General features: G+C 73.4%; 16 protein-coding genes and 1 pseudogene. All 17 read right to left on the bottom strand.

Translation table 11 applies throughout. The features are described from left to right. Positions 1 to 22 precede the first annotated feature (22 nt). The gene (locus tag JK363_RS21925) at positions 23 to 1,219 is read right to left on the bottom strand and encodes a cytochrome P450 family protein (RefSeq protein WP_201876690.1); all 1,197 of its coding nucleotides are present in this window, start codon (positions 1,217 to 1,219) and stop codon (positions 23 to 25) included. 81 nt (positions 1,220 to 1,300) lie between these two features. After that, on the bottom strand, positions 1,301 to 1,453 hold the full coding sequence (locus JK363_RS21920; protein ID WP_201876689.1) for a hypothetical protein: 153 nt from the start codon (positions 1,451 to 1,453) through the stop codon (positions 1,301 to 1,303). A gap of 139 nt (positions 1,454 to 1,592) precedes the next feature. Continuing rightward, positions 1,593 to 2,150, bottom strand: coding sequence for an NADPH-dependent FMN reductase (locus JK363_RS21915; protein ID WP_201876688.1), 558 nt, complete (start codon positions 2,148 to 2,150; stop codon positions 1,593 to 1,595). Further along, positions 2,147 to 3,229: a MupA/Atu3671 family FMN-dependent luciferase-like monooxygenase gene (locus tag JK363_RS21910; RefSeq protein WP_201876687.1), complete on the bottom strand. Its 1,083-nt coding sequence runs from the start codon at positions 3,227 to 3,229 to the stop codon at positions 2,147 to 2,149. The genes JK363_RS21915 and JK363_RS21910 overlap by 4 nt, the downstream gene beginning before the upstream one ends. A 55-nt stretch (positions 3,230 to 3,284) precedes the next feature. Beyond that, positions 3,285 to 4,796, bottom strand: a complete 1,512-nt coding sequence (locus tag JK363_RS21905; protein WP_201876686.1) for an MFS transporter — start codon at positions 4,794 to 4,796, stop codon at positions 3,285 to 3,287. Positions 4,797 to 4,804: 8 nt separating this feature from the next. Further along, a complete protein-coding gene (locus JK363_RS21900; RefSeq protein ID WP_201876685.1) occupies positions 4,805 to 5,026 on the bottom strand; it encodes an MbtH family protein in 222 nt (73 codons plus the stop codon). Between the two features lie 51 nt (positions 5,027 to 5,077). Further along, positions 5,078 to 14,071 (bottom strand): annotated as a pseudogene (locus JK363_RS21890) (amino acid adenylation domain-containing protein); the annotation flags it as partial. A 114-nt stretch (positions 14,072 to 14,185) separates the two neighbouring features. Continuing rightward, positions 14,186 to 15,646, bottom strand: a complete 1,461-nt coding sequence (locus JK363_RS21885; RefSeq protein WP_201876683.1) for a UbiD family decarboxylase — start codon at positions 15,644 to 15,646, stop codon at positions 14,186 to 14,188. Next, the gene (locus JK363_RS21880) at positions 15,643 to 16,362 is read right to left on the bottom strand and encodes a beta/alpha barrel domain-containing protein (RefSeq protein ID WP_201876682.1); all 720 of its coding nucleotides are present in this window, start codon (positions 16,360 to 16,362) and stop codon (positions 15,643 to 15,645) included. The genes JK363_RS21885 and JK363_RS21880 overlap by 4 nt, the downstream gene beginning before the upstream one ends. Next, positions 16,359 to 17,024, bottom strand: coding sequence for a phosphoribosylanthranilate isomerase (gene trpF, locus JK363_RS21875; protein WP_201876681.1), 666 nt, complete (start codon positions 17,022 to 17,024; stop codon positions 16,359 to 16,361). Before trpF ends, JK363_RS21880 begins: the two co-directional genes overlap by 4 nt. 27 nt (positions 17,025 to 17,051) lie before the next feature. Further along, a complete protein-coding gene (locus tag JK363_RS21870) occupies positions 17,052 to 18,428 on the bottom strand; it encodes a TrpB-like pyridoxal phosphate-dependent enzyme (RefSeq protein WP_201876680.1) in 1,377 nt (458 codons plus the stop codon). A gap of 17 nt (positions 18,429 to 18,445) precedes the next feature. Beyond that, positions 18,446 to 19,135 carry a transglutaminase-like domain-containing protein gene (locus tag JK363_RS21865; RefSeq protein WP_201876679.1) on the bottom strand — a complete coding sequence of 230 codons (690 nt, stop codon included), beginning with the start codon at positions 19,133 to 19,135 and terminating at the stop codon, positions 18,446 to 18,448. Between the two features lie 38 nt (positions 19,136 to 19,173). Further along, positions 19,174 to 20,313 (bottom strand): acyl-CoA dehydrogenase family protein, encoded by a 1,140-nt coding sequence (locus JK363_RS21860; RefSeq protein ID WP_201876678.1) that lies wholly within the window; start codon positions 20,311 to 20,313, stop codon positions 19,174 to 19,176. A 62-nt stretch (positions 20,314 to 20,375) separates the two neighbouring features. After that, positions 20,376 to 20,750: an ectoine synthase gene (locus tag JK363_RS21855; protein WP_201876677.1), complete on the bottom strand. Its 375-nt coding sequence runs from the start codon at positions 20,748 to 20,750 to the stop codon at positions 20,376 to 20,378. Next, a complete protein-coding gene (gene trpA / locus JK363_RS21850) occupies positions 20,747 to 21,589 on the bottom strand; it encodes a tryptophan synthase subunit alpha (RefSeq protein WP_201876676.1) in 843 nt (280 codons plus the stop codon). Before trpA ends, JK363_RS21855 begins: the two co-directional genes overlap by 4 nt. Beyond that, complete coding sequence (locus JK363_RS21845) at positions 21,582 to 22,658, bottom strand: hypothetical protein (RefSeq protein WP_201876675.1); 1,077 nt, start codon at positions 22,656 to 22,658, stop codon at positions 21,582 to 21,584. Before JK363_RS21845 ends, trpA begins: the two co-directional genes overlap by 8 nt. Continuing rightward, on the bottom strand, positions 22,655 to 22,963 hold the full coding sequence (locus JK363_RS21840; protein ID WP_201876674.1) for an acyl carrier protein: 309 nt from the start codon (positions 22,961 to 22,963) through the stop codon (positions 22,655 to 22,657). The genes JK363_RS21845 and JK363_RS21840 overlap by 4 nt, the downstream gene beginning before the upstream one ends. Positions 22,964 to 22,965: the final 2 nt, after the last annotated feature.

Genomic DNA, 22,965 nt, shown 5'->3' with positions numbered 1-22,965 from the left:
GGCGAGGGCGTGATGCCGGAGCTCACAGAGACACGGGCAACTCTCGCAGGCTCCGGCTCCGCAGTGATGCCACCCACTCCAACGCGTCGCCGGAGCCGACCAGGGAAAGGCGTGGGAATCGCCGGATCAACGAGGCAACCGCGATGTTGTTCTCCATACGGGCGAGGGCGGCACCGGGACAGTAGTGGGGCCCGTGTCCGAAGGCGAGATGCGCGCCGACATCGGCGCGGTGGGGGTCGAACGTCGCCGGATCGCGGAAACGAGCGGGGTCGCGATTGGCGGACGCCCACGACAGCCAGACGCGCTCACCGGCCGGTATCGCTGTTCCGCCGATCCGGATGTCCTCCGTGGCGAAACGGCGCACGGCGAGCATGGCCGGGGGATTCCAGCGCAGCGCCTCCTCGGCCACGGCGTCGATGGGCAGTTCGCCGGTGCGGACGGCCGCCAGGTGGTGGGGATGTGTCAGCAGCGCCAGCACGGTGGTGGCGAGCAGGCTTGCCGAGTTGTGGTAGCCACCGAACAGCAGCAGAAAGGCCATGGCTATCAACTCGTCCTCGCTGAGCCGGTCCCCCGCGTCGCGCGCGGTGATGAGCGCCGAGAGCAGGTCGTCGGCCAGCGCACCGCGTTTGCTGTCGATGAGTTCGGCCAGGAAGCGGTGCATCTCGCGCATGGCCTTGCGCGAGTGCTCCGGGGCGCCGGGCTCCGAGCTCAGCAGGGTGTCCGTCCAGCGCCGGAAGTCCAGCCTGCTGTGGGCCGGGATGCCCAGCAGATCGCAGATCACCGATAGGGACAGCGGCAGGGCGAGGTCGGCCATGACATCGGCGTGATCCTTGACGGCCATCTCGTCCAGCAACCGGTCGGTGGTCCGCTGCACGGCGGCCCGCAGGTTTTCCGTTCGGCGGGGGGTGAGCGCCGAACTCACCAGGCGGCGCAGCCGGGTATGGGCCGGCGGGTCACTGTTGAGGAGATGCGCGTCCAGCTCGGCCGGCATGGAGTGACGGTGGCCGGCCACGGCCCGCGCATGTCGCTTGTCCACCGACAGCCGCGGGTCCATGGCGGCGTCGCGGACCGCCTGATAGCTCGTGACCAGGACCAGTGGTGTGCCGTCCGGGTCGATGGCCTGGTGGACCGGGCCGACGCGGCGCAAGGCGGCGTAGGAGGCATGCGGCTCAGCCGTGAAGAGTGCGTCGAGCGGCAGGGGATCGCGTGACGGCGGCATGGGGGGCCGGCTCCTACGGTGAAGTCGTCGCGACTGCATTCAACCAATCGAAGCAACCACCGCTGACCCAGCCCGGACACGTCAAGAGAAAAACCCTATGTAGGACGAGGCCACGCTTGAGGCCAGCCAGAACAACCCGTAGGCCATACCGATGATGAGCAATATCGCCAGCGCGTTGTCTATCTTGCCGACGAGTGTCAGCGGAGGTCGAGGCTCCTGGTCATGTGAGCTCATTCGCTCAATATACGACAAGAAGTGGCCGTGTGCGGAGGCATGTTGATGTTTCCGGGCGGGCCGGGCGGGCCCCCTGGCCAGGGAACCCGCCCTTCATGAGTGTGGCGCGACTCCGCTGACGCCGCCTGACGCCGTGCGCTCACACCAGCGACGCGGGGGCCTCGCGGAATGCCCGGATCAGCGGGAGCAGTTCGGCCAGCCCCGTGTCGATCCGGCCGCGCAGCGCGTCGGCCGCCTCGGGGCGGGCCAGCTCCGCGCGCTCGGCCACGATCTGGGTGGGCGCGGACCAGCCGCCCAGGGCGCGGACGACCGAGCGTAGATGGTCGCAGGCGGTGGCGCCGTTGTAGAGGCTGGCGGCGGCGGAGGCGAGCAGCACCGGTTTGCCGCACAGCGCGGTGGAGGGCAGATGGTCCAGCGCGTTCTTCAGGGCGCCCGACAGGCTGCCGTGCTGTACAGGGGTGGTCAGCACGACCGCGTCGGCCTCCGCCACCTCCTTGAGCAGCCGGCGGACGTCCAGGTCCTCGAAGAGCTCACCGGAGACATAGCGTTCGGGGGCCAGTACGGGCAGCGCGAGCAGGGCGCGGTCCAGCTCCCGGGTGTCGAACCCGGCGTCCTCCGCGCGGTCGCGGATGAGCGCGGTGAGCCGGTGGCACCCGGAGACGGCCGCCGTGGTGCCGGAGACAAGACACAGTTTCATCGGGCGCTCCGGACGTCGTCGCCACCCCGCCGCCGGTCCCAGGCGGCGCGCAGTTCGCCGAGGTGCTCCAGTCCGGCCAGCACCTGATCCGGGGCGATGCCGAAGTCGATCAGACAGGCCACCTCGTCCACACCGATGGCGTCGAGCCGCGCCAGGAGCGGAAGAGTGTCCTCCACGGTGCCGAAGAGACCGCCGGTGGAGAAGTAGCGGTCGAAGGAGCGCTGGACGAGGAACTCCTCGTCGTCGGGGTCGAGGTCGTCCGGATCGACACCCGGCAGGATGTCCCCGGCCGCCTTCATGATCAGGCCGAGGGAGCTGCGGATGTACGCGGTGAACGGCTCACGGACGGTCTCGCGGACCGCGTCCTTGTCCGTGCCGAGGAAGGTGTGCAGCATCAGGGCCACCTGGCCGGCCGCGGGGTTGCGCTGCGCCTCGTCCCCGGGCAGGTGTGCCCGGTACTCGGCGATCTTCTTCTCCAGGTCGGGCAGTTCCTGGCCGAGCAGATGCGTCAGCAGCCCGTAGCCGCGGCGCCCGGCCTCCTGGAAGGTCTGCGGGCTGCCCGCGCTGGTCACCCAGACCGGCAGCCGGGGCTGGACGGGCCGGGGGAAGGTGCGCACCTCGGCCGGTTCCCGTTCGCCGTCGGGCAGGGATATGGACTCCCCCTGCCACAGCCGCTCGACGGTGCCGATGGTGTCGTTGAGGATGCGGCGGCGGTCGGCGTAGTTCTCCGGGCACAGGGTGAAGTCCCGGGCGTGCCAGCCGGAGGCGAAAGAGAGCCCGACCCGGCCTGCGGAGAGGTTGTCCACGACCGACCACTCCTCGGCCAGGCGGAGCGGGTGGTGCAGGGGGCCGACGACGCTGCCCGCCCGGATGCCGATCCGTGTCGTGACCGCGGCCACCGCGGCGCCGGTCACCGCCGGATTGGGGTAGGGGCCGCCGAACTCGTGGAAGTGGCGCTCGGGCGTCCACACGGCGCTGAAGCCGTGCCGGTCGGCGAACCGCGCGCCGTCCAGCAGGAGCCGGTAGCCGTCGGCACCGGCCTCCTGGCCGGCCGCGAAGTAGAAGAGGCTGAAGTCCATCGGATGCTTCTCCCTGAGGTCTGAGGCGTTCCGGGTGGGCGGGGCGCGGCGGCGGTCAGCCGCCGGCCGCCTCGGATGTCGCCTCCGGGCCGGGCAGCGGGGCGGCCGCCTCCGCGGGCCGCGCGGCCGGCCGCTCGCGGACGGCGAGGGTGGCGGCGGCGCCGGCCAGCATGATGGCGACGGGCAGCAGATAGGTGATGCGGATGGCGGTGGTCATGTCGGTGCGGTCCAGCTGGGTCTGGAGCAGCGCTCCGACGGCCGCGCTGCCGAGCAGACTGCCGCACAGCCGGGTGGTGTTGAACAGCCCGGACGCCGCCCCTGCCATCGCGGGGTCGATGTCCTGGAAGGCGACGACGCTGGCGGGAGCGAAGGCCACGCCCATGCCGACGCCGACCAGCGCCAGCCCGGGAAGCGTGGCGGAGGCCCCGGAGTCGGCCCGGATCAGGGCGGCGATGAGCGCGATACCGCCGGAGAACGAGAGCAGGCCGGTGATCATCACGTACTTGCCGCCGAACCGGTCGGTGAGCCGTCCCGAGTACGGGGCGATGAACACCGACACCAGAGGGGCGACGGCGATCAGCAGCCCGGCCCGGAACGCGGACAGGTGCTGGACGTCCTGGAGATACAGCCCCGTCAGCAGCAGCATCCCGCCGAGCCCGCAGGGCAGGACGCACACCACGGCGGACATCAGGGTGAAGTTGCGGTTGCGCAGGACCGCGAACGGGACCAGCGGGTCGTGTTCCTGACGCCCGCGTTCGACGAGGAAGAACACGCCGAGCACCAGCAGTCCGGCGACGACCAGGGCCGGGACGGTGACCGGTCCCCACACCGTCCCCCAGTTGTGCGACTCGCCCTCCAGGAGCCCGTAGACGACGCAGAGCATGGCGAGGGACAGCAGGACCGATCCCACGATGTCGATCCGCGGTCTGCCGCGGCCGGCCATCCGGGGCACGGCGAGCAGCACCAGCGCACCGCCGATCAGGCCGATCGGGATGTTGATGTAGAAGATCCAGCGCCAGCCCAGCGAGGCCACCAGCAGTCCGCCGACGGTGGGTCCGGCGGCCGCCACGATGCCCGCGAAGGATCCCCAGACCCCGAGCGCCGCGCCGCGCCGCTCGGCCGGGAACATCTGATTGATGATCACCAGGGTCTGCGGGGTGAGCAGTGCGCCGCCGACGCCCTGGAGCACCCGCGCGGCGATGGCCTGGCCGGGGTCCTGGGCGAATCCGCAGGCGGCCGACGCCAGGGTGAACAGCAGCAGACCGGCCAGGAAGACACGGCGGGAGCCGAAGAGGTCGCCGAGGCGACCGCCGGTGACCAACAGCACGGCGAAGGACAGCAGATACGCGTTGATCACCCACAGCACCTGGGTGAGCCCGGTGTCCAGGCCGGTGGTGATGGCGGGCACCGCGACGTTGACCGCGGTGGTGTCGAGCAGTACGACGGCCTGGGCGAAGCAGACCGCGAACAGCGCGTACCACGGCCTGCGCAGCCGCTCCCGAGCCGTGGCGAGCGGCCCGGCGGGTGGGGTGGTGCGGGTGTCCGTCCGCTCCTTGCTGTTGGTCATGGGGACTCCTAGGAGCGTGCGGTGTCGGTGCTGTGGATGAGGCTGAGCGGGCGCATATCGGTCCAGTGGGTCTCGATGTGGTCGAGGGCATCCTGACGGGCGGCGGGCCCGAAGGCGGTGCGCCACCCCGCGGGGGCCTCCAGGGCGTGGGGCCACAGGGAGTACTGGCCCTCGTCGTTCACCAGGGCGAGGAAGCGGGCTTCCGGGTCCTCGAACGGATTGGTCTGCATGGTCGTCCTTCGTCTGGATCACGGGTGGTGGTGCTCGGGTCGGGGCGGATCTCAGGTGTCGGCCAGCGCCCGGGCCAGCACCGGCCCGATCACGGCGAGCGCGGCCGGCTGGACCATGGCGCCGTGCGCGCAGGGCACCGGGTGGTGCCGGACGCGGCCGGTGGCATGGGGTGTCCAGGCCGTGTGGCGTTCTTCGCCGTGGGCCGGGGCGCTGTCGGCCGCGGTGAAGCAGAGCAGGTCCCCGTCGTGGATCCCGGGGGTGAATCCGTCGGCCAGGCGGGCGTTGTCGGTGAAGGTGGTGACGACGGCGGCGAGGCGGTCCTCGCCGAGGGCGGCCAGCGGGCTGAACTCGGCCCGCAGCAGCCGCAGGACGCCCGCCGGGGTGAGGTCGGCGGGATCGTCGGGGACTCGGTGGCCCAGCGATTCCAGCAGCTGGGTCAGGGTCTCGGGGCCGGACGGCGCGGTGGCGCCGGTCCCGCCGCCGACGCCGCTGTCGAGCAGCGCGAGCAGCGCCACGCGCTCCCCGGCCGCGCGCAGCAGGACGGCCATCTCATGGGCCACGGCACCGCCGAAGGACCAGCCCAGCAGGTGGTACGGGCCATGCGGCTGGATCTCCCGGATCCGGGCCACATAGTCCTCGGCCATCTCCGCCACGTCGGCGGGCGCGGCGTCCGGGTCCGTCAGGCCGCGGGACTGGAGCCCGAACACCGGCCGCTCGGGCTCCACATGGCGCAGCAGCCCGGAGTACACCCAGCTGATGCCCGCGGCGGGGTGGACGCAGAACAGCGGCGGGAGGTGGCCCTGCGCCCGCAGGGGCAGCACCACGTCGAAGTCGTCGCGCGGGGCGCCCCCGGTGGGCCGGTCCGCGAGGCGGCCGGCGAGTCCGGCGACCGTGGGGGTCTCGAACAGGCCGCGGATGCCCAGCTCGGTGCCGAGCACCGACCGGATGCGGCTGATCAGCCGGGTGGCGAGCAGGGAGTGGCCGCCCAGGGAGAAGAAGTTGTCGTCGATGCCGACCCGGGGCAGCCCCAGCACCTCGGCGAACAGCTCGCACAGCAGCTCTTCGTGGACGGTGCGCGGGCCGCGTTCGGACACCTGGACGTCCAGGGTGGGTTCGGGCAGGGCCTTGCGGTCGAGTTTCCCGCTGGGGGTGAGCGGCAGTTCGTCCAGGACGACGACGGCCGCGGGCACCATGTGCTCGGGGAGCGCCCCGGCCAGGAAGGAGCGGACCTCGGCGGAGGCGAGGGTGGCGCCGTCGCCCGGCACCGCGTAGCCGACCAGGTAACGGGTACCGTCGTCGGCGGTGCGGGCCACGGTCACCGCGGAGGCGACGGCCGGGTGCTTGGCCAGCGCCGCGTCGATCTCGCCGAGTTCGATACGGAAGCCGCGGATCTTGACCTGGTGGTCGACCCGGCCCAGGAACTCCAGTTGGCCGTCGTCCCGCCAGCGCGCCAGGTCACCGGTCCGGTACATCCGCGCGCCCGGCGGACCGTAGGGGCAGGCCACGAACCGCTCGGCGGTGAGCACCGCCCGGCTCCAGTAGCCGCGGGCCAGTCCGTCGCCCGCGAGGTACAGCTCACCGGCCACCCCCGGCGGCACCGGCCGCAGCACGGCGTCCAGCACATACACCCGCGCGTTCCACACCGGCCGGCCGATGGGCGGGGCGGTGCCGTCCGGGGTCAGCGGGCTGCTCATCGTCGTCACCACGGTGGCCTCGGTGGGGCCGTAGACCTGCATCACGCGGCGGCCGGGCGCCCACCGCTCCACCAGCTCGGCGGAGAGCGCCTCGCCGCCGACGACGAAGCCGCGCAGGGTGGGCAGGGCGCCCTCGGGCAGCGAGGCGAGCATGGGCGCCACGAGGTCGGTGTGGGTGATGGCGCGGGTGCTGATGAGTTCGCCCAGACCGTCGCCGAAGACCGGCTGTCCCGGCTCGGGGACGACCAGGGCCGCGCCGCAGACCAGGGTCATGACGATGTCGGCCATCGACACGTCGAAGGACAGGGAGACCAGCAGGAGGAAGCGGCTGGTCTCGTCCAGCCCGAGACGCTCGATGTGCACCCCGGCGACGGCGGCGATGCCGGTGTGGGTGACCACGACGCCCTTGGGCAGCCCGGTGGAGCCGGAGGTGTAGATGACATACGCCGGGTGGGCGGGGGTCAGCGGGGCCCGCCGGTCGGCGTCGGCCGGGTCGTGGGACGGCAGTCCGGCCAGGGCGTCCGCGGTCGCCGGGTCGTCCAGGACGAGTACGGGGATCTCGCCGGGGACCGTGTCCGCCACCGCGGTGGTGGTCAGGGCCAGCACCGGCCGGCCGTCGTGGACCATGTGGCGGATGCGCTCGGCCGGGTAGGCGGGGTCGACGGGCAGATAGGCGGCACCGGCCTTCACGGTGGCGAGGAGGGCCACGACCATCTCGACCGAACGCGGCACGACCAGGGCGACGAAGTCCTCGGGGCCGACGCCACGGGCGATGAGTCGGTGGGCGAGCCGGTTGGCCCGCTCGTTCAACTCCCGGTAGCTGACGGTCCGGTCGGCGAAGACCACGGCGTCGTGGCCGGGTGTCCGCCGCACCTGGTCCTCGAACAGCCGGGGCAGGGTACGGACGGGCAGCTCGCGGGCGGTGTCGTTCCAGGTGTGCAGGATCCGCTCGCGCTCCTCGTCCGGGAGCAGGGGGATCCGGCTGAGGGGCTGCGCGGGGTCCTCGGCGACGGCGCGCAGCACCCGCAGCAGATAGCCCGCGATACGGCGCGCCGTGGTCTCCTCGAAGAGGTCGGCGCTGTACTCCAGTACACCGCTGATGCCGTCGGGGCTTCCGTCCGCCGCGCGCCGCTCGGTGAGATCCACGGCAAGGTCGAAGCGGGCCGTGCCCAGGTGCGGGATCTCGACGGTGCCGTCGATGCCGGGCAGGGCGAGCTCCGGGCGCAGGCTGTCCTGGAAGGCCAGCAGCACCTGGAACAGGGGGTGCCGGGCGAGCGAGCGGGCCGGGTTGAGCACCTCCACCAGCCGCTCGAACGGCAGGTCGGGGTGGCCGAAGGCGGCCAGGTCGGATTCCCGTACCCGGGCGAGGAGTTCGGCGAAGGTGGGATCGCCGGAGGTGTCGGTGCGCAGCACGAGGGTGTTGGCGAAGAAGCCGACCAGACCGTCCAGGGCGGCGTCGGTGCGGGCGCCCACGGGGCTGCCGAGCGGGATGTCCTCTCCGGCGCCGAGCCGGGTGAGCACGGTGGCCAGGGCGGCCTGGAGCGCCATGAAGACGGTGGCGCCCGTGGCGCGGGCCATGTCGCCGAGCCGCCGGTGCAGTCCGGGGTCGATGTCCACCGGGACGGTACCGCCGCGGTATCCGGCGATGGCGGGCCGGGGCCGGTCGGCGGGCAGGTTGAGCTGGTCGGGCAGACCGTCGAGGGCGGACCGCCAGAAGGCGAGCTGGCGCGAGAGCCCGCTGTCGGGGTCGGTCTCGGTGCCGAGCGTGCGGCGCTGCCACAGCGCGTAGTCGGCGTAGCTGACCGGCAGCGGCTCCCAGCGGGGGGCGGCGCCGGTGGTCCGGGCGGCGTAGGCGTGGGACAGGTCGCGGGTCAGCGGGGTGGTGGAGGGGCCGTCGGCGGCGATGTGGTGGAGCACCAGCAGCAGGACGTGTACGTCCGGGGCGAGCTCCAGGAGGTGGGCACGCAGCGGGAGTTCACGGGTCAGGTCGAAACCGCGCCGGGACAGTTCACGGACAGTGTCGTCCACAGCGGCGCGTTCGCACCGCCGGTGCTCCAGCCGGGGCCGCGCCTCGTCGCCGTCCAGGACCCGCTGCCGCGGCTCCCCCGCGACCTCCGGGAACACCGAGCGCAGCGACTCCTGGTGTGCGGTCAGGTCGGCGAGGGCCGCGGTGAGCGCGTCGCGGTCCAGGGGTCCGTCGAGCCGGAGCGCCAACGGGATGTTGTAGAGCGCCCCGTCGTCCTCGAAGCGGTTGAGGAACCACAGGCGCTGCTGCTGGAAGGAGAGCGGTACGGCGGCGGGGCGGTCCGCGGTCCGGGCCAGGGGTTCCCGCTCGCCGCGCTCGCCGTCGAGGTGCTGGGCGAGGGAGGCGGGGGTGGGCGACTCGAACAGGTGGCGGACCTTCAGCTCCCGTCCGAGGAGGGTACGGGCGCGGGTGATCAGCCGGATGGCGAGCAGGGAGTGGCCGCCCAGGGCGAAGAAGTCGTCGTCCGCGCCGACCGCGGGCAGTCCGAGGACGTCGGCGAACAGCTCGCACAGCAGCGCCTCGCGGGGGCCGCGGGCGGCGCGGCCGCGGGTCCGGCCATCGGCCGCGGCGGCCGGGGCGGGCAGGGCGGCGCGGTCGAGCTTGCCGTTGGGGGTGAGCGGCAGTGCGTCCAGCACGACGATCGCCCCGGGCACCATGTACGCGGGCAGCCGCCGGGCGGCGGCCGTGCGCAGCGCCTCCGCGCTGAGCGGGCCCGCGCCGGGCGCGGGTACCGCGTAGCCGGTCAGCCGCGGGTCGCCGGGGACGTCCTCGCGTACCACGACGGCGGCCGTGGCCACCTCGGGCAGATCGGCGAGAACGGCCTCGATCTCGCCGAGTTCGATGCGGAAGCCGCGGACCTTGACCTGGTGGTCGACCCGGCCCAGGAACTCCAGTTGGCCGTCGTCCCGCCAGCGCGCCAGGTCACCGGTCCGGTACATCCGCGCGCCGGGCGGACCGTAGGGGCAGGCCACGAACCGCTCGGCGGTGAGCGTGGGCCGACCGCGGTAGCCGCGGGCCAGTCCGTCGCCCGCGAGGTACAGCTCACCGGCCACCCCGGGAGCCACCGGCCGCAGCGCCGCGTCCAGCACGTACACCTGGGTGTTGCGCATCGGCCGGCCGATGGTGGGCGGACCGTCCTCGCCGTCGAGCCCGGCCACCGTGGACCAGATGGTGGTCTCGGTGGGTCCGTAGAGGTTGGTGACGCTCCGGCAGTCGTGACGCAGCCGCGCGGCGAGGGCGTCCGGCAGGGCCTCCCCGCCGGTGAGGGCACGCAGCCCGGCCAGCGCCCCGGGGCGGTGGCTGACCAGGGTCTGCCACAGCGAGGGGGTGGCCTGCATGAGGGTGGCGCCGGTGTTCTCCAGCAGGGCGGCCAGCGCGGCCGGGTCGCGGACGGTGTCCTCGTCGGCGAGGACGACGGCGGCGCCGCCGAGCAGCGGCAGGTACATCTCCAGGGCGGCGATGTCGAAGGCGATGGTGGTGACGGCGGCGAGCCGGTCGCCGGGGCCGGGGGCGAACCGCTCCCCCATGGCGGCCAGAAAGTTCTCCAGGGCGCCGCGTGGCACGACCACGCCCTTGGGACGGCCGGTGGAGCCGGAGGTGTAGATGACGTACGCGGGGCGGGCGGCCGGGAGGTGCGCGGTGTCCGGGTCGGTGTCCGGATACCCCGCGAGGGTGTCCGCGGTCGCGGGCAGGTCGAGCAGGAGCCGTGGCACGGACTCCTCGCCGGGGAGCGCGGCGGTGGTGTCGGTGGTGGCCAGCACCAGCGCGGGGCGGGCGTCGTCGAGCATGTAGGCCACGCGGTCGGCGGGGTAGCCGGGGTCCAGCGGCAGGTACGCGGCCCCGGACTTCAGCACGGCCAGCAGCGCCACCAGCAGATCGGGGGTGCGGGGCAGGGCGATCGCCACGAAGTCCTCGGGGCCGGCACCGCGGGCGATGAGGTGGTGGGCGAGCCGGTTGGCGCGGGCGTTGAGCGTGGCGTAGTCGAGGGTGTCGCCGGTGGTGACGAGCGCGGGCGCGGCGGGACTCTCGAGCGCGAGGGCCTGGAAGCGTTCGACGAACCCGTGGGCGGGCGGGGTGTGGGCGGTGTCGTTCCAGCGGTGGAGGATCCGGTCCCGTTCGTCGTCGCCGAGGACGGCGAGCGAGGTCAGGGGACGCTCGGGGTCGGCCGCCGCGGCGGTGAGCAGCCGGGCCAGCCGTTCGGTCAGCAGCTCGGCGGTGGCCCGCTCGAACAGCTCGGTGCTGTACTCCAGGACGCCGCCGATCCCGGCCGGGTGGCCGTCGGCGTCGTGTTCCTCCTCGAGGTAGAACGAGAGGTCGAACTTGGCCACGGGCAGCGCCACCGGCTCCGCCTGGGCGGTCACACCGGGCAGCCGCAGCCGGGGGCGCGGGCCGCCCTGGAGGGCCAGCAGTACCTGGAACAGGGGGTGACGGGCCATCGAGCGGGCGGGGTTGAGCACCTCGACCAGCCGCTCGAAGGGCACGTTCTGGTGGGCGTAGGCGGCCACGTCCCGCTCCCGCACCCGGGCCAGCAGTTCACCGAAGGCCGGGTCGCCGGAGGTGTCGGTGCGCAGCACCAGGGTGTTGATGAAGAGTCCGGCCAGGCCCTCGGCCGCCTCGTCCTCCCGCCCGGCCACCGGGGCGCCGAGCGGGATGTCCTCGCCCGCGCCGAGCCGGGTCAGCAGGGCGGCCAGGCCCGCCTGGAGGACCATGAACAGGGTGCAGTGGTGGCGCTGGGCGAGGGTGCGCAGGGCCTGGTGCAAGGTGGCGTCGAAGCGGACCGGCAGGCTGTGGCCGCGGTAACCCAGACGGGCGGGGCGGGGGTGGTCGGTGGCCAGGCCGAGCTGGTCGGGAAGACCGGCCAACGCGTCCTTCCAGTAGGCGAGTTCGCGTGCCTGGAGGCTCTCCGCGTCGTCCTCGGCACCCAGCAGTTCCCGCTGCCACAGGGCGTAGTCGGCGTACTGCACGGGCAGCGGCGCCCAGTCGGGGGCGGCCCCGGCGGTCCTGGCGCGGTAGGCGCGGGAGAGGTCGTCCAACAGGGGTTGGTGCGACCAGCCGTCGGCGGCGATGTGGTGGAGGGTCAGCAGCAGGACGTGCTCGCGCTTCGCCAGGCGGAACAGCCGGGCGCGCAGCGGAGGTTCGGTGGCGAGGTCGAAGCCACGCCGGGCCTCGTCGGTCAGCGCGCGGGACAGCTCCGCCGCGGGGACGTCGGTGATCGGCAGTCCGGGGGCGTGGCCGGGCAGGACGCTCTGATGGGGCTCCCCGTCGGCGGTGGGGAACACGGTGCGCAGCGCCTCGTGACGGTCGCTGACGTCGGCCAGAGCCCGCCGCAGGGCGTCGGTGTCCAGCGGTCCGGTGAGCCGCTGCGCCAGGGGGATGTGATAGGTGGCGGGCGGGATGTCGTCCATACGGCTGAGGAACCACAGCCGCCGCTGCCCGTACGACAGCGGGACGCGCGTGGGCCGCACGGCCGGGAGCAGCGGCGGACGGGCCTCGTCGGCGCGCTCCGGATCCTCCAGACGCCGGGCGAGTGCCTCGGGGGTGGGGGCCTCGAACAGGCCGCGCGCGCCGAGCACCGCGCCGGTCGCGGCGCGGATCCGCCCGACCAGCCGGGTGGCCAGCAGGGAGTGGCCGCCGAGCGCGAAGAAGTCCTCGTCGGCACCGACCTTGTCCAGCCCCAGTACCTCGGCGAACAGCTCGCACAGCAGCGCTTCACGGGAGTTCGCGGCGTCCCGGCCCACGGCCTCGGGCGCACGGGCGCCGGACGGCGCGGGCAGGGCGGCGCGGTCCAGCTTGCCGTTGGGGGTGAGCGGGAAGGCGTCGAGGACCACGACGGCGGAGGGCACCATGTACTCGGGCAGCAGCCCGGCGAGCCGGGCGCGGACGGCGACGGGGTCGGCGGGTTCCCCGGGCTCGGGCACCAGGTAGCCGACCAGCCGACGGTCGCCGGGGCGGTCCTCACGGATGATCACGGTGGACTGGGCGATCCCCGGCAGGGTGGCGAACGCGGCCTCGATCTCGCCGAGTTCGATGCGCACACCGCGGATCTTGACCTGGTGGTCCACGCGTCCGACGTACTCGATCGCGCCGTTCCCGCGGCGTCTGGCCAGGTCGCCGGTGCGGTACATCCGGGAGCCGGGCGGGCCACCGGGGTCGGCCACGAAGCGCTCGGAGGTGAGGGCGGGGCGGCCCAGGTAGCCGCGGGCCAGCTGGACGCCCGCGAGGTACAGCTCACCGGTCTCCCCCGGCGCCACTTCCGTCAGGTCCGGGCCGAGGACATGGACCCTGGTGTTCCACACCGGGTGGCCGATGGGCACGGTGTGCGCGCCGGGTTCGGCGACGCACTCCCAGAAGGTGACGTCCACCGACGCCTCGGTGGGGCCGTACAGGTTGTGCAGCGCGGCGGTGGTGCCCAAGGTGGCGCGGAAGCGCTCGGCGAGGTCGGCGGGGAGCGCCTCACCGCTACAGATGACGTTGCGCAGGGACAGACACCGCGCGGCGGCCGGTTCCTCCAGGAACAGCTGGAGCATGGAGGGAACGAAGTGGAGGGTGGTGACGCGCTCCCGACGGATCACCTCGGTGAGGTATCCCGGGTCGCGGTGTCCCTCGGGCCGGGCCATCACCAGGGCGGCGCCGAAGGACAGCGGCCAGAAGAACTCCCAGACGGAGACGTCGAATCCGGAGGGTGTCTTCTGGAGAACGCGGTCCTCGGCGTCCAGCCGGTACTCCGCCTGCATCCACTGCAGCCGGTTGACGATCCCCTCGTGGGGGACGACCACACCCTTGGGGCGTCCGGTGGAGCCGGAGGTGTAGATGACGTACGCCGCGTCCTGGCCGGTCAACGGGCGGGCGGGCGCGGCCGGTCCGCCGGGCGGGGCCGCCAGACGCTCGCGGGTCTCCGGGGCGTCGAGCACCACGGTCTCCAGACCCTCGGGGCGGGCGCCGGGCGGTAGCACGGCCTCGGCGGCGGTGTGGCTGAGGACGAGCGCGGGCGCGGAGTCCCGTAACAGGTAGGTGATGCGGTCGGCCGGGTAGTCGGGGTCGACCGGGAGGTAGGCGGCGCCGGCCCGGACCACCGCGAACAGCGCGGTGATCAGCTCGACCGAGCGGGGCACAGTGATCGCGACGACGGTCTCCGGGCCAACGCCCCGGGCGATGAGCAGCCGGGTCAACCGGTCCACGCGCGCGTCCAGCTCCGCGTAGGTCAAACGCTCGTCCTCGTGGATCAGTGCGATCCGTTCCGGTGTGCGCGCCACCTGCGCGGCGAACAGCTCCGGCAGGGTCCTGTCCGTGCCGGGCAGCGGCACGGCAGTGTCATTCCAATTCACCTCAATGCCCTTCCAGAGCCTGCGAATCCGAAAAATCTAACGACGGGTGGTGTGCGCCTCCCCCGGCCCGGGGGTGCCCGCTACCGGCAATGGCCGGTAGCGGCCAGCGGGGTGTCATGGGCCGAAGCTGCGCACGGTGCGGGCGCGCAGCGCGTAGGGGGTCGTGGCGTCCACCGACACCCGGCCCGGGGGGCGTTCGGCGCCGTGGCGGACCGCGGCCCACTCCGGGGTCTGGGACGGGTCCATGGGGACGGGCCGGAACTGCGGCCAGGCCCTGGTGTCGGCACCGAGGTTGCAGCGGGTGAGCAGTGCCCACAGCAGATCCTCGGCGCATCCGATGGCGATGGTGTCGTCCGTGAAGAGCACCGTCTTCACGAACGGGTGCCGGTCCAGCAGTTCACGGGCGAGCACGTCCAATACATGGTCGCCCGCGGCCGACTCCTTCCGTACGGCGACGGTCAGCAGCAGCATGCCGCCGCCCGCCGCGGCCAGGTGCGTCCCGCACACCCGCACACCCGGCGCGCGCGGCAGCACCTCGCGGAGGGACAGCGCGGCCGAGAGCGCCCCGGCGGTGCCCAGGATGTGCGACTGCTCGCGTCCCGGCCCGATCACCGCCTGGTACAGCGGTGCGGACCGGTGGGTGACGGCGGTGACGGTCAGCACCGGCAGCCCGGTGCGCGCGCCGCCGTCGTAACCCAGGAACTCCGGCAGGGATCCGGCGGGTTGGGCACCGGGCAGCGCCTCGTCCGCGAGGGAGCCGTCCAGATACCCCTCCAGGACGATCTCGGCCTCCGCGAGTGCCGAGGCCGGCTGGGTGAGCGCGGGGGCCGTCGCGACCGGCTGCCGGGCGAGCGCGCCGGCGACGGCGAGCTTGTCCAGACCGCCGGGCAGGAAGCGGGAGCCGAGCGCGGAGGCCACCATGGCGGCGGGCGGCACCCCGATGTTCACGGTGACCGGCAGCGGGCGGCCGTCCCCCACCACCCGCTCGTACAGTGCCCCCAGCTGACGCCCCGGCACCATCCAGAGGGTGAGCCGGGTGCGGTCCAGCACCAGCATCCGGTGGGCGGACAGCGCGGTTTCGCCCGTCTCCGGGTCCTCGGCGCGCACCAGCGCGGCGGTCAGATACGGGCCCGCGTCGCGCGGGGTGCAGGTCAGCGCCGGAAGGGCCGTCAGGTCCACCGCCCCGCCGGTGAGCCGGTGCTGCTGACAGCCGGGACCGCGCACCGTGACGGGCGCGCACTGCGGCCGGGCAGCCTCGGCCATCAGCCGGTCCGCGGTGTCCGGGGTGACGCGCGGAGGCAGTCCGGGCAGCCAGCGGCGCAGCCGCTCCTCGTCCCCGTACAGGCCCAGCAGGACCGGGCCGCCGCGCACCCCCGGGTAGAGCACCGCGGGTTCGTCGCGGGAGCGGCCGGTGGCGGGGACGCCCGCGTAACGCCGGGCGTAGTGGTCGGCCACCTGGGTGGGGTCTTCCGGGCCCTCGTGCGCGGGGACGGCGCCGGGCCCGGCCGCGGACAGTTCGGCCAGGGCCGCCCGCAGGGACAGACCCGGCGGAGGCGTTGTCGTGGTACCGGTCACCGGGTGCCCTCCCGTTCGCGCGCCAGGCGGGCGAACCAGCCCGGGAGGTCGTCGTGGAGGAGGAGTCCGGTGCCCACCAGCAGCGCCCGGTATCCGGCGGTGAGCAGCCCGGCGGCCTGCTCGGGGGTGCGGATACCACTGGCGCTGACCGGCACCGGGGTGCCGGTGGCCAGGACGGCGGGCAGCAGGGCGTGGCTGCGGGCGGGGTCGCCGGGGTCGCGTTCCCGCTGCCGGATGTCCTTGTTGTTGACGGCGATGACGCACCGGTCGGCGTGGACGACCCGGGACAGCTCCTCCTCCTCGGTCACCTCGACGAACGGGGTCAGCCCCAGGGCGAGCGCGCTCTCGGTGAGCCGGGGCAGCACGGTCCGCGGCAGCAGGCCCGCGGTGAGCAGCACGGCGGAGGCGCCGTGCGCCGCGGCGTCCGCGAGTTGGCGCTCCTTGGTGAGGAAGTCCTTGACCAGCACCGGCAGCCGGGTGGCGGCTGTCACCTCGGCCAGCAGTCCCGGATCGCCGCCGAACCAGGCGCCGGTGACCACCGACAGCGCCGGGGCGCCCAGCGCCTCGTATCCGGTGACCAGTTGCTCCACCGTGCGGTTCCGGAAGAGATCGGCACCGTGGGCGCTGCGCCGCTTCAGCTCCATGACGACGGGGGTGTGCGCGGCGAGCAGCGCGTCGCGGAAGGGGGCCCTGGTGCCGGCCTCGGCGGCGGTCATGACGCGCACCGCACGGACTCGTGCCGCTCGCGCCAGGCGGTCCACAGGGCGTCGACCCGGCTCAGCCGCAGCGAGCCGTCTCCGCCGCGCAGCGCGCTGTCCACGTCCAGGCCGCGGAATCCGCTGTGCCGCAGCAGCCCGTCGTAACGGTCGGCGCCGTCCGCGCTGAGGCCACCGGCCAGCAGGAACGGCAGCTCGGCCCGGTCCAGCACCCGGGCCGCGGCCCCGGGGTCCAGCGGGGTGCCGGTGCTGCCGACCCGGCCGTCGTCACCCACCGAGTCGAAGAGGAAGAGATCGGCGCCCGCGCGCCGGTAGGCGTCGGCGAACGGCTCCTCGACGGCTCGCCCCGCACGCACATGGATCACCTTCACCAGCGTGACGTCCGGCAGCGCCGCCCGGATCCGCCGCACCCCCGCCGGTGCCGGGTAGCCGTGCAGCTGGACCCAGCGGACACCGGAGGCGGCGACCGCCGCCCGCAGCCGCCCGGGGTCGTCCAGGAGGGTGACCAGCACCGGTTCGACGGCCATCTCCCGTGCCGCGCCAGCCAGTTGTGCCAGCCGCTCCAGCGGCAGATCCCAGCGTCCGCCGGGCACGCCGTACCAGAGCCCGGCCAGCTCCACGGGGAAGCAGGACATCCGCCGCAGCTGGTGGACATCGGTCACCCCGCACACCTTGAGCAGCACGGCGCCTCAGTTCTCCGCTCCGGCGGGACCGGGGACCTCCGGGAGGGCGGTGAGCGATCGCGCCACCCCGTCGGGGTCGAACGCCTCGTCGCTCAGCTCACCGGCGAGGTACTTCTCGTACGAGCCCAGGTCGAAGTGGCCGTGTCCGGACAGGCCGAACAGCATCACCCGCGGTCTGCCCTCCTCGCGGCAGCGCACGGCCTCGTCGATGACCACGCGCACGGCGTGCGTGGACTCCGGCGCCGGAACGATGCCCTCGCTGCGCGCGAAGGCCAGTCCGGCCTCGAAGCAGCGGGTCTGGGGCACCGCGCGCGCCTCCATCAGCCCCTCCGACAGCGCCTGGCTGACGAGCGGGGAGATGCCGTGGTAGCGCAGGCCGCCGGCGTGGATGGAGGGCGGGACGAAGGAGTGGCCGAGGGTGTGCATCCGCATCAGCGGGGTGAGCCCGGTGGCGTCCCCGAAGTCGTAGGCGACCGTGCCACGGGTCAGCGAGGGGCAGGCTTCCGGCTCGGCCGCGATGACCTGGACCGAGTCGCCGCCGCGCAGCTGGGCGCCGAGGAAGGGGAAGGCGAGCCCGCCGAGGTTGCTGCCGCCGCCCGCACAGCCGACGACCAGGTCGGGGTAGTCGTCGGCCATGTCGAGCTGGGTCATGGCCTCCTGCCCGATCAGGGTCTGGTGCAGCACGACGTTGTTGAGCACGCTGCCGCCCGCGTAGTTGGTGTGCGGGTCGTTCATGGCCAGCTCCAGCGCCTCGGAGGTGGCGATGCCCAGGCTTCCCGGACAGTCCGGGTCGTCGTCGAGGATCCGGCTGCCGACGTCGGTGGCGCGGGAGGGACTGGGCAGACAGGTGGCACCGTAGGCGTGCATCAGGGCGCGGCGCTGGGGCTTCTGGTGGTAGCTGACGCGCACCATGTGCACCTGGACGTCGATCCCGAACAGGGCGCCGGCGAACGCGAGGGCCGAACCCCACTGTCCGGCGCCGGTCTCGGTGGTCAGCCGCCGGATGCCCGCCTGCTGGTTGTAGAAGCACTGCGGGATTGCGGTGTTGGGCTTGTGGCTGCCGGCCGGGCTGCCGCCCTCGTACTTGTAGTAGATCCGCGCGGGGGTGTTCAGGGCGCGCTCCAGACGGCGGGCGCGGAAGAGCGGCGAGGGCCGCCACTGGGCGTAGAGCTGCCGGACCGGGTCCGGGATCTCTATCTCGCGGGTGGTGGACAGCTCCTGCTCGGCGACCTCCTTGGGCATGATGCCGGTCAGATCGTCGACCGAGGCGGGGGCGCCGGTCGCCGGGTGCAGCGGCGGTGCGAGCCGGGGCAGATCGGCGGCGATGTTGTACCAGGCCCGGGGGATCTGGATGTCGCTGAGCTGGTACTTGACGGATTCCACTGCGGCTTTCCTCTCGGTCAGTGGGCGGGGAGCGCGGCGGTGCCGGCCGCGTCGGCTTCCAGCGAGCCGGCGACGAACCGGTCACCGCCTCCGGCCGGGAAGAGGCGCGGGTGTCCGGCCCGGAGCCCGGCCAGCACCTCCTCGTAGGGGAGGTCGTCGAACTCGCCGTGCTCCCACAGGAGTTCCATGTGGTGCTCGCCGGACTCGTCGTACGGGTGGTAGACGCTGTCGGCGGTCCCGTCGAACTCCATGGGCTCGATCCGGTACAGGCGGCACAGCAGGCGGTTGAAGACCGGGGTGGCGCGCAGCCACCGGTCCAGCCGCAGGGAGGTGAAGGCGTGGTAGCGGAAGACGTCGCCGCCGACGCGGGCGCGCACCGCCTCCGAGGAGAGGTGGTTGCGGACGTCGGCGAACACCAGCCGGGCGGGGATGCCCACCGAGCGGAGCGCGGCCACGTAGAGCACGGACTTGTGGATGCACAGTCCCTTGCCGGAGCGGACCACCTGGGAGGCGGTCAGACCGTTCCGGGAGAGGTCGGCGCCGTAGATCTCGTAGCGGATCCCGTCGCGTACGGCGTAGTAGAGCGCCACCGCGCGCTCCCGGTCGCCGGTGCCGGTGTCGCGCAGGGCCCGCTGGACGAAGTCCCCTACGTCGGGGGCGTCGTGGTCCAGGAAAGCGGTGCGGGCGAGTGCGGGGTCGGTCTCCATGGGGCCTCGTCGTCTCGGTGGGCGGTCGGGCGGCGGGCTCACAGGCCCAGGGTGGCGGCGATGCGGGAGGACTGGATCTCGGAGGTGCCCGAGTAGATGGTCCCGGCCACCGCGTTGCGCAGCTCCTGCTCCAGGCCGTACTCGGCGGTGTAGCCGTTGCCGCCGAAGATCTGGACGGCGCTGAGCGCGGAGGCCACGTTGGCCTCACTGACCACGCGTTTGGCCATGGCCAGGTCGGCGGTGATGTGCTGGCCCCGGGTGTGCTTCTCGGCGGTGTCGTAGAGCCACTTGTGGGCGCTCTCCACGCCGATCCTCATGTCGACGATCTTGTGCGAGACGGCCTGGAAACCGCCGATGGGCTGTCCGAAGGCCCGGCGCTCCTTGGCGTAGGCCACGCAGCGCTCCAGGCGCCGCCGCATCTCCCCCAGGGTCACGGCGAAGGAGCACAGGATCTCCCAGCGCATGACGTGGTCCAGGATGAGAAAACCGCTGCCTTCCCGGCCGATCAGGGCGTCGGCCGGGACCCGGCAGTCGTCGAGGAAGATCTCGCAGAACGGCGAGGACTTCAGCCCCATCTTGGCGATGGGGCTGCCGAAGGCCAGGCCGGGGGTGTCACGCCGGAGCAGGAAGGCGCTGACCCCCAGCGGTCCGGCGGCGGCGTCGGTGCGGGCGTACACCACGACCAGACCGGCCACCGGGCCGTTGCTGACGAACGTCTTGGAGCCGCGCAGCACATAGGTGTCGCCGTCGCGCGCGGCGGTGGTCCGCATGTTCATCATGTCCGACCCGGCGTCCGGTTCGCTGATGGCGTGGGCGCCGATCAGCGAACCGTCGCACACGGCCGGCAGGTACCGCCGCTTGAGGGCGGCGGATCCGAAGCGCTGGAGGGGCACTCCGGTACTGACCATGTGGGTGGTGACGGAGAAGTTCAGCCCGCCGTTGCGGCAGCCGTACCCGAGGGCGTCGAGTACGTACATGGTGGTCAGGAGCGACTGGCCGAGCCCGCCCCACTCCTCGCCGAACGGCAGCCGCAGGAGCCCGCTGTCCCGTACGGCCTCCCAGGGGCCGCGCGGGAACTCGGCCGCGGCGTCGTAACGGTCGTACTGGGCGGCGAACTTCTCGAACCAGGGGGTGAGTCCGTCCCGCAACCGCGTCTGCTCTTCGGACCATTCGATCACTGGGGCTCCTGCGTCTTCTTGTCGTGTGCCGGTCCGGTGTCTCAGTAAGTGCTCAGTAGTGCTCAGTAGTGGGAGGAGCCGGCGTCGCTCAGCGAGTGCTTCTCGTCGCCGCGCAGCGCCGGGGAGAAGACGCAGACCAGCCGCAGGTCCTCGGCGGGGTGGGCGATCAGCCAGTGCGCGTCGTGCCGGTCCAGCGCGTAGAGGGTGCCGGGGGTGATGGAGTGGCTGTCGCCGGCCATGTCCACGACCTCGCCGCTGCCGGAGATGCAGTAGCACGCCTCCAGGTGGTGCTTGTACTCCAGCAGGGACTTGCTCCCGGCCGAGACGACGGTGTCGGTGACCGTGTAGCCCAGGCCGTCCGAGGCCAGCAGGAAGCGACGGCTCAGGCCGTTGCCCCACTCGACGGACGGCACCTCCGCAAGCTGACGGACGATCATGGTTTCCTCCCGTTGGATGTGTCTGAGGTGCTGATGAGCAGGTCCGCGACGCAGGCGCGGGCCTCGACGACCGGATCCTCACCGGCCAGAACTGCCTGTTCCAGCCGGGCCACCAGGGCGGTGCCGACGACCGCGGCGTCCGCCCCCTGGCGGCCGAGCGCGGCGATGTCGGCGGCGCCGCGGACGCCGAAGCCCACCGCGAGCGGTGCGTCGGTCAGCTTCCTCAGCCGGGTCAGGACCGGGCCCAGGGACGCCGGTTGGACCGCGGCGGCGCCCGTGCGCCCGTAGTGGGCGACGAGGTACAGATAGGCCGACGCGGTGCGGGCGGCCTCCTCCAGCACGGCCGGTTCGGACCGGGCGTAGCAGGTCGTCACCATCGGCTGGCCGATGCGGTCCGCGGCCTCCAAGCACCGTGGCCGGGCCCGGGGCGGCGCCCCGTGCACCAGGACCGCGTCCGCGCCGCTGTCCCGGGCACGCAGCAGGAACTCCGGCGGCCCGAGCGGGGCCACGGTGTGCCGCCAGTCGGCGAGCAGGGCCACCGCGGTGTGGCGCATCCGCGGGCGGACTTGGGCCAGCAGCCGCAGGGTCGCCGCCAGATCGGCACCGTTGTCCAGGGCCCGGCGGGCCGAGCGGCGGATCACCGGGCCGTCGGTGACCGAGTCGGGGAACGGCACCGCCAGCTCCACGCAGTCCACCCCGGCGTCGTCCAGGGCGAGCAGCAGTGCGGCGAACACCTCCGGCGGGCCCGGGTCCCCGGCGTTGAGGAACACCGCGAGCCCCGGGTCGTGCGGTCCGCGGCCGGTGAAGAACGGGCGGGGTTCCAGGGCGAGTTCAGCCATGGCCGACCGCCCCGGCCGCGGCCCCCGCGCGGGGCGCGGTCAGCCGCTCGACGAGACCGAGCGCGGCACCGTCGGCGAGGGCGTCCAGCGCATCGGCCAGGGCGGTCGGCCAGTCCGGCCGGACGCCGCCGATGACGGCGGCCGCGGCCGCGTTGAGGGCGATGGTGTGTAAGCCGGCCTCCGGTCCCCGGCCGGCGAGGAGTTCCCTGAGCCGGGTCGCGGGGGGCGTGCCCTCGGGTGCGGGCGCGAGGTCGGCGAGGGTGCCCCGGGCGGGGCGCAGCGCGGGCAGGGTGCTCGGGCCGACGCGCAGCGCGGGGGCGTCGTGCGGCTGGACGGCGTTGTCGGTGAAGCTGACGAGCTCATCCACGCCGAGGTCGTTGGAGAGCAGCCACAGCCGGTGTCCGGGGCGTACGCGCCGGGCGGCGAGACCGGTGAGGACGGTGTGCACATGGCTGTCCGAGACCCCGGTGAGCTGTGCGGCCACCGGGACCCGGGCCAGCAGCGGCCCCAGGATGTTGACCACCCGGCCGATGTGCTTGAGGCCGTAGGGCAGGATGCGCCGGGCGAGCGTGGTGAGTTCGGGCGGGTAGACAAATCCGCCCGCGAAGGCGATGCCGTGGCGGTCCAGGCCGTCTTCGCACTGCGCGTAGGAGGCGGCGAGCGGGATGCCCAGCCGCTCCAGCACGTCGACCGATCCGGTGCGGCCGGTGTAGCCGCGGGACCCGGTCTTGACGATCCGTACCCCGAGGGTCGCGGCGAGCAGGGCGGCGGCGGTGCTCAGGTTGACGGTGGGCGGACCGCCGCCGGTGCCGACCACGTTGACCGTGCCCGGCCAGATGGCGGGCAGCGGTCCGGCGCCGCGCGGGCCGGTGTCGCGCCGCTGGTCGAGCGAGGTGAGGAAGGCGTCCAGGGTCTCGGCGTCGGGGAGCAGCGTGGACATCGCGGTCAGCGTGGCGAGGGCTTCGCCGGGCGGGCCGTCACCGGTCCGCAGCCGCTCCCAGAACTCCGCCCAGACATGGACGGGTACGGGGCGGTCACGGGCGATCAGGGCGGGGAGCAGTTCGTTCACGGCCGGCGCGCCCCCGTGGTGGCAGCCTCCGTCGCACCGGTGGTCCCCGCGGCCGGGCCGGGCGCGCTCGCGGCGTCGCAGAAGGCGTCGATCGCCCTCACGGAGCGGAAGTTGTCGGGCGCGACGTCGAGCACGTCCACGTTCAGTCCGTAGGTGTCCTCCAGCCAGCTCACCAGGGTGAGCAGGCCCAGGCTGTCGATGACACCGCCGGCCAGCAGGTCGTAGTCGTCGGCGAGCTCGTCCGGCTGGATCTCGAGCGAGAACTGCTCGATCAGGTACTTCTTGATCTGCGTGGTGCGGGCCATGG

The sequence above is a fragment of the Streptomyces coffeae genome (assembly GCF_016741875.1).
Taxonomy (GTDB): domain Bacteria; phylum Actinomycetota; class Actinomycetes; order Streptomycetales; family Streptomycetaceae; genus Streptomyces; species Streptomyces coffeae.
Note: the sequence above shows the minus strand (reverse complement) of the source record. Positions and strands in the feature narration are given on the sequence as shown.

Bases quoted from the DNA above. Each gene is read 5' to 3' on its own strand.
- JK363_RS21925 (WP_201876690.1), bottom strand. From the start codon at position 1,219: ATGCCGCCGTCACGCGATCCCCTGCCGCTCGACGCACTCTTCACGGCT.
- JK363_RS21905 (WP_201876686.1), bottom strand. From the start codon at position 4,796: ATGACCAACAGCAAGGAGCGGACGGACACCCGCACCACCCCACCCGCC.
- JK363_RS21915 (WP_201876688.1), bottom strand. From the start codon at position 2,150: ATGAAACTGTGTCTTGTCTCCGGCACCACGGCGGCCGTCTCCGGGTGC.
- JK363_RS21855 (WP_201876677.1), bottom strand. From the start codon at position 20,750: ATGATCGTCCGTCAGCTTGCGGAGGTGCCGTCCGTCGAGTGGGGCAAC.
- JK363_RS21900 (WP_201876685.1), bottom strand. From the start codon at position 5,026: ATGCAGACCAATCCGTTCGAGGACCCGGAAGCCCGCTTCCTCGCCCTG.
- JK363_RS21865 (WP_201876679.1), bottom strand. From the start codon at position 19,135: ATGGAGACCGACCCCGCACTCGCCCGCACCGCTTTCCTGGACCACGAC.
- JK363_RS21910 (WP_201876687.1), bottom strand. From the start codon at position 3,229: ATGGACTTCAGCCTCTTCTACTTCGCGGCCGGCCAGGAGGCCGGTGCC.
- JK363_RS21840 (WP_201876674.1), bottom strand. From the start codon at position 22,963: ATGGCCCGCACCACGCAGATCAAGAAGTACCTGATCGAGCAGTTCTCG.
- JK363_RS21880 (WP_201876682.1), bottom strand. From the start codon at position 16,362: ATGACCGCCGCCGAGGCCGGCACCAGGGCCCCCTTCCGCGACGCGCTG.
- JK363_RS21920 (WP_201876689.1), bottom strand. From the start codon at position 1,453: ATGAGCTCACATGACCAGGAGCCTCGACCTCCGCTGACACTCGTCGGC.
- trpA (WP_201876676.1), bottom strand. From the start codon at position 21,589: ATGGCTGAACTCGCCCTGGAACCCCGCCCGTTCTTCACCGGCCGCGGA.